The following is a 6264-nucleotide window of genomic DNA, read 5'->3' as shown; positions in this document are numbered from 1 at the left end:
GGTCGGTGGCGGGGGCGGGGGCCAGGACGGGTCGGGGGCGGACGAGGAGGCGCCGGCGTGGTGGCCGGCGTCGCCGGAGGCGCCCTGCCCCTGGGGGCCCTGGGGGGCCTGCCCGTGGGCGTCCTGCCCGTACGGCCCCTGGGGGGCCTGTGCCTGGGGCGCCGGAGCAGCGGGAGCGTCCACCGGCACGGGGGGTGCGGACGGGGCGGGGGGTACCGCGGTGCCCTCGTTCTCGGTGCTCACAGCTTCTCTCCTAGATCCACGGCTGTTCTCCGGGTCGCACTCGGTCACGCTTTCCCACACCGGTCGACGGATCCGGCGCGCTGCAGCTGTGCTTGTCCCTTTGTATGCCGTCAGCTTTTCCCACAGGCCGTCAGAGCACCATAAGCGGTGCCTGTGCATCCGAGGCCATTCTTTATATAGGTCATTACAGGCGAAAAGGATGCAATCCCAATGCCTCCGTCCGGACCTGTCCATCCGTCGAGTCCGTCCGACCGGACGCGTACCCGCACTCGGTGGCACCATGACGCGGTGACCCACGCACGACAGCATGTGATTCAAGTCGTCGCCCACCGCGGAGCCTCCGAGGACGCCCCGGAACACACCCTGGCCGCCTACACCAAGGCGATCGAGGACGGCGCGGACGCCCTCGAATGCGATGTGCGCCTCACCGCCGACGGCCACCTGGTGTGCGTACACGACCGCCGGATCAACCGTACGTCCAACGGCCGCGGCGCGGTCTCCGCGCTGGAGCTCGCCGACCTCGCCGCCCTGGACTTCGGCTCCTGGAAGACGGGCGAGGCCTGGAAGGGACGCGACGAGGAACCCGACTGGGAGCATCGCCCGGAGGACCGCGAGGCGACCTCCGTCCTCACCCTGGAACGGCTGCTGGAACTCGTCGCCGACGCCGGGCGCCGTGTGGAACTGGCCATCGAGACCAAACACCCCACGCGCTGGGCGGGCCAGGTCGAGGACCGGCTGCTGGCCCTGCTGAAGCGGTTCGGCCTCGACGCGCCGGCCTGCGCGGAGGAGTCGCAGGTGCGGGTCATGAGCTTCTCCGCCCGCTCACTGCACCGCGTGCGCGCCGCCTCGCCCACCCTCCCGACGGTCCATCTGACGCAGTTCCTCTCCCCCCGGCTCCGCGACGGACGGCTGCCCCCGGGGGTGCGGATCGCCGGCCCCTCCATCCGGATCGTGCGCAACCATCCGGCGTACATCGAGCGCCTGAAGCAGGCCGGCCACCAGGTGCACGTGTGGACCGTGAACGAGCCCGCAGACGTGGACCACTGCGTCGGGCTGGGCGTCGACGCCATCATCACCAACCGCCCGCGCGCGGTGCTGGACCAACTCGGCCGCTGACGACCGACACCGGCGCCGCCAACCTCTCAAGTCACACCAGAACCACGCACACCTCTTGACCCCATGCATCGGCGGGCGAGATCCTCCCATCTCGGCCACACCGATGATTTCCGGCCATGCGATGACAGGAAGTGCTCCGGCGCGTTCGTTCCGTATTCGCTCATGGTGAATGCGTCACCGGACGTGGATTGGCCGGTTTCCGGTACAGGCCAATGGGGCATCCACACCGTGGCGTGGGGCGAAGGAGGTCTCGGGGGTGGCGTTGGTGGTGGCACAGGAGGTGCCCACGTCGTCGAGCATGGCCGTACCCCATGGCCCTGCGGGCGTGGGGGAAGCGAGGCACCGGATGCGTGCGCAGCTGCGCAGAGGTGGAGTCGCGGAATCGGTCATCGACGACGCCGTACTGATCCTGTCCGAGCTCTTGAGCAACGCGTGCAAGCACGGCAGGCCCTTGGGCGACGCACTGGCCGGCGACGGTGACGTCCGTGCCGCGTGGCGCGTGGAGCCGGCCGGCCGACTCGTCGTCGAGGTCACGGACGGCGGCGGCCCGACCCGCCCCGCCCCCGCGACCCCGTCGGTCACGGCGCACGGCGGCCGCGGGCTGAACATCATCACCGCGCTCGCCGACGACTGGGGCGTGCGGGACGACATCCGCGGTGAGGTCACCGTGTGGGTCATCGTCCACGACGACGTCCACGACCCGGACGCGGGCCACCGCCGCGACGACTTCGCCACGCGCGTCATCGCCCCCGCGGTCTCCCGTATACCCGGGCTCGACTTCGCGGACGCCTTCGAGGACGTGGACTGAGCGCTACAGAGGCTGAGCGCTACAGAGGCTGAGCACGACAGAGGCTGAGCACGACAGGGGTCGGCGACGGCAGCAACTGAGCGCGTACGCCGCGCTGGACCGGGTGTTGTCCACAGGAAGCCGCCACCCCGGGCACGAACGGCTAGGCTCGCGACCGTACGAGACGAGCCGTAACCGGGAGACCCATCGATGGCCAAGAAGCGACCCCAGACGAAGGCCAAGCGCCCGCAGACCATGGGCGGAGCCAGCACCGCAGGTGCCGATGGAGACGTTCCGGTCGTCGGCGCTCGTGAGCCCTGCCCCTGCGGCAGCGGCCGCCGCTACAAGGCCTGCCACGGCCGGGCCGCCTCGCACGCCGCGACCGAGCTGGTGCACCGCCCCTTCGAGGGCCTGCCCGGCGAGTGCGACTGGGTGGCCCTGCGCGAGCTGGTCCCGGCCGCCACGGTCGAGCTGACCCTCAAGGACGGCCTGCCCGAGGACGTCCCGGCGGTCACCCTGGCCACGGTTCTTCCCATGGCCTGGCCGGCGCTGCGCCGCGACGACGGCTCGGTCCTGATCGGCCTGCAGAACGACACCTCGTCCGGCGACATCAGCCGCGACCTCGCCGACACCCTCCAGCGCGCCCTGGAAGCCGAGCCCGGCACGCCCGTCCAGGGCCGCCGCGCCCCGGCCGACAGCCCGCGGCTGCAGGACCTTCTCGACCCCGAGGGCGCGTTCGAGCCAGAAGTGCACAGCGGCTTCGAGTTCTGGGTGCCGGATCCGGACAACGCCACGCCCGACGTGACCGCTTCCCTGGAGCGGGCCAACGCCGCGGCCATCCCGACCGTCAAGCTCCAGGGCGTGGACGCCGCGTACTGGTGCGAGACGCCGGAGAAGAACCATCTGCGGTGGGTCATGCCGCACGCCGAGGAGCTGCTTCTGGACGCGCTCGCGCGGCTGCACGCCGCGGGCCGCTCCAGCCTCGGTGAGGGCACCCGCCTGGTGGGCTCCTTCCGCGCTCACGGACTCACGGTGCCGGTGTGGGACCTGCCCAGCGGGGTCACGGCCGAGGACGTCGAGAAGCCGGCGGCGGAGTTCGCCGAGCGTCTCGCCGCCGCCCTCGCGACGGACGCGCCGCTCAGCGCGGACGAGCGCCGCGCCCGCGGCGGCCTCACCAACCGGCAGGTCACTCTCAGCTGACGCGCGCCCCGGCACCCGGTCGTCCGGACCCCGGACGGCCGGGGTGTCGCGCCCTCGACGGATCACAACTCCCGTCGGGGACAAGCCAGTCGGTGACTGGAAAGGCGAGTTCGAATTTGCGAACCGCCGATCTCTTGTTACCGTTCCTGTAGCCCGGTTGCTGGTGCATCCCCCGTCGCCAGCAACCGGGTCTTTGCGTCTCCGCTTCCGTTCACCGAACGCAGCCGCTCGTCAACTGCCCTTTACCGCAGGCAAGTTGCTCCCCGAGCGCAGCAGTAGCGGCCCCAGCCCGCCCCGCTCGGCGAACTCCGCGACGGCCGTGTACGCCGACGGATTCCCACGTGCGGGCTCCCGGGGCGTCTCACACGTCCCCGGCTCGTCCTCCGCCTCCACGGCGCACGTCATCCGCACGTTCCGGTCGGGACCCATCAGGCTCAGTACGGCGTCCAGCGCCTCGCCCGTCGCATTGCGGTAGTAGGTCCGCGCCCAGGTCTGCGCACCCTGCGTCACCACACAGGTCTGCGCCTCGATGCCGTCGGGGGAGGAGAGTTCGGGGCCGCAGCGCACGGCGGTCGGCAGCCCCTGGCCGAGCGCCGGGAGACCGGCGACGGCGGAGGGCGCCGAGGCCCCGAGCGCCTTGTCGTCGGCGCGCGAGAAAGGCCGTAGGGCACCGGAACCGGACGAGCGGGCGCCGGCACCCATCGAACCCACGGCCCCCTTGGAACCCACGGCACCTTGGGAACCCACAGCCCCCTTGGAACCCAGGGCACCTTGGGAACCCACCGCACCCTTGGAACCCGCGGACCCGACGGGCCCCGCAGACGCCACCGCCAGCGGCAGTGCGATCGCACAGGCCGCCACGACGCCCGCGAGGGCGAGGAGTCTGGTCTTTCGGGAGTCCCGGGAGCGGCCCCGGGCGTGTCGCCGCATGGTTCCGGAACTTAACGCGCCGGGGCGGACGCGGGGCCCGGCGCGCCCGACAGCCCTAGAACTCGGGCGCGCTCACACCCGTACGAGTGAGGGCTTCGACCACGGCGTCCACCACGGCCTCGACATCGGGCACCCACGGCGAGGCCGAGCCGGGCAGCGGCGCACGCTCCCAGCGGATCTCGCCCTGACCGGTCTGGGACGGGGGCAGGGCCAGGTAGCCGCCCTCGCTGTGGAAGCGGAGGGAGCCGGGCACGAAGTCCTTGGCGTAGAGCAGCTCGCCGAGCTGCTCCATGGAGTACGGCTTGACGAGGATCGCCCAGCGGGCGGGGGAGGCGACGACCGGGCCGAGCCGCATGCCCATCTGGTCGAGCGCCTTGAGGGCGCGGGCGGCCGGCAGGGCCGGCAGGGACACCGCGCAGGGGGCGTGGCCGCCGGTGGCCAGGACGATCGGCGCCGTCGGCCGGTTGCCCCACCACCAGCGCACCATGCGTCCGTCGGTGGTGGCCGCGAGGAGGCCGGGGTCGAAGGGGTGCGCGCCGGGCACCGTGCAGTCGGGGTCGGGGCAGCTGCAGCGGGAGTGCCCCTGCGGGTCCGCCGCCACGCCCGGGAGTACGGGCCACTGCCACTGCGTCGCGTAGGTCAGGGCCGCGCCGATCAGCTCAGGCTTCCCGTCGCTGCGCCGGGACAAGAGCCTGCGTCGCTTTCCGAGGATCTCGCGCATGAGCGCTCGTTCCTTTCCGTTGCACGCCTGGCAACACCGTGGTCCACATCACATCATGTGTCGATCACTTCACTGTGCGTACCTGTTGGCGCATCACACCCCTGCCTGAAGCAAGGGGAACCCCTGTGGGTCGAACTCTGGGCTGCCTCCGCGGCCGTCCCGCCCATACTGCGTCTGTCGAAAGCACGGGCGTGGCGTAGGGGTGGCGAAGTATGGCGTTTGCCGTCGCGCGTATTTCTCTCCGCCTCCGCCACGGGAGGATGGGGCACGGTCGTCGGTGCATAGGACGCCCGGTTCCGTCACCAGGTTCCGGGTGGTTCCCAACCACCCCTGGCCTTTACCGAGTACGTACCCATCACGACCGTTGTGACGCTCCGTCGAGCAAGCCCAGTCGACCGCAATAAGCCGTCCCCTAAGGCAGTTTTAAGCCAACTTTGCATTTCCGCAAGAGGAAGGGGAGTTGTTCCCTCGCACCTCACGGACACCAGGAATCCCGACAGGACAATGCTGGACATCTCCTCACGAGTGCGTGTACATGTGGAGACACTGCTAGCGACGCAGAATGACATGGGGGTTTGCGATGCTTTTGAGCAGTACGTACCGGTTGGAAGGCCGGACGCCATGAACGCTCCGCACCCTCCGAAAGTGGCTGGAATCGATTCAACGGTTCCGGCACCCGCACACACTGTCGCGCCCGTGGCGGCGGGTTCGCCCCCGGCCGCCCCCGTACCTCCCCCGTCCCCTCCCGGTGCGGTGCTCCAGGACCGTCTCGCCGGCTGGGTCTCCGACCTCACCACCCTGCACGAACTCACCGAACGCCTGGCCCGCACGGCCACGCTCGACGAGGCGCTCCAGGAACTGCTGCGGGCCGGTGCCGCCCTCGTGGGCGCCCGACGCGGCCTCGTCGTCATGGAACCCGGCGACGGACTCGGCCCGGACACCACCCTCGGCCTGGGTCTCGCCCGCGCCGACCTCGGCCACATCGAGACGGTGCCGCGCAGCGCCCTGTCCTACGGCCGGATCCTCGATGGGCTGACCGTCGGTGAGGGCGGCATCGCCGAACCGGACCTGTTCGCCGTGGAGGGGCTCGACCCCCGCCACCGCGAGGTCGCGGCCCGCCTCGGCTACGCCGCCAGCTACGCCCTCCCCCTGACCACCGACACCGCGGGCCGCCTCGGCGCCGCCGTGTGGCTCTACGACGAGCCCGCTACCCGGCCAGCAGGCCGGTCACCCGGCCGGCGTTGGTCAGCCACCCGGAGAATCCGAC

The 6264-nt window shown here is 71.3% G+C and carries 5 protein-coding genes and 2 pseudogenes; 4 read left to right on the top strand and 3 right to left on the bottom strand.

What is annotated here, in order from left to right; translation table 11 throughout:
• Positions 1–243: pseudogene (locus ABZ281_RS33035) on the bottom strand (protease); the annotation flags it as partial.
• 288 nt (positions 244–531) lie between these two features.
• Here ABZ281_RS33035 and ABZ281_RS33030 point away from each other — a divergent pair.
• The 3 genes from ABZ281_RS33030 to ABZ281_RS33020 all read left to right on the top strand — a co-directional run bounded on the left by ABZ281_RS33030 (position 532) and on the right by ABZ281_RS33020 (position 3346).
• Positions 532–1359, top strand: coding sequence for a glycerophosphodiester phosphodiesterase (locus tag ABZ281_RS33030; protein WP_356661505.1), 828 nt, complete (start codon positions 532–534; stop codon positions 1357–1359).
• A gap of 169 nt (positions 1360–1528) precedes the next feature.
• The gene (locus ABZ281_RS33025; protein WP_356661503.1) at positions 1529–2167 is read left to right on the top strand and encodes an ATP-binding protein; all 639 of its coding nucleotides are present in this window, start codon (positions 1529–1531) and stop codon (positions 2165–2167) included.
• A 189-nt stretch (positions 2168–2356) separates the two neighbouring features.
• The gene (locus ABZ281_RS33020; RefSeq protein ID WP_356661501.1) at positions 2357–3346 is read left to right on the top strand and encodes a DUF5926 family protein; all 990 of its coding nucleotides are present in this window, start codon (positions 2357–2359) and stop codon (positions 3344–3346) included.
• Positions 3347–3577: 231 nt separating this feature from the next.
• Here the strand turns inward: ABZ281_RS33020 and ABZ281_RS33015 are convergent, their stop codons facing one another.
• Together ABZ281_RS33015 and ABZ281_RS33010 are read right to left on the bottom strand one after the other, a co-directional pair.
• A complete protein-coding gene (locus tag ABZ281_RS33015; RefSeq protein ID WP_356661499.1) occupies positions 3578–4276 on the bottom strand; it encodes a hypothetical protein in 699 nt (232 codons plus the stop codon).
• A gap of 55 nt (positions 4277–4331) precedes the next feature.
• Entirely contained in the window at positions 4332–4997 is a 666-nt protein-coding gene (locus ABZ281_RS33010; RefSeq protein WP_356661497.1) for a bifunctional DNA primase/polymerase, read from the bottom strand.
• Between the two features lie 504 nt (positions 4998–5501).
• Between ABZ281_RS33010 and ABZ281_RS33005 the strand changes: the two are divergent.
• Positions 5502–6264, top strand: a pseudogene (locus tag ABZ281_RS33005) (phosphatase); the annotation flags it as partial.

This window comes from Streptomyces sp. NPDC006265, from assembly GCF_040613555.1.
GTDB lineage: Bacteria > Actinomycetota > Actinomycetes > Streptomycetales > Streptomycetaceae > Streptomyces.
This window is presented reverse-complemented; position numbering and strand designations above follow the sequence as displayed.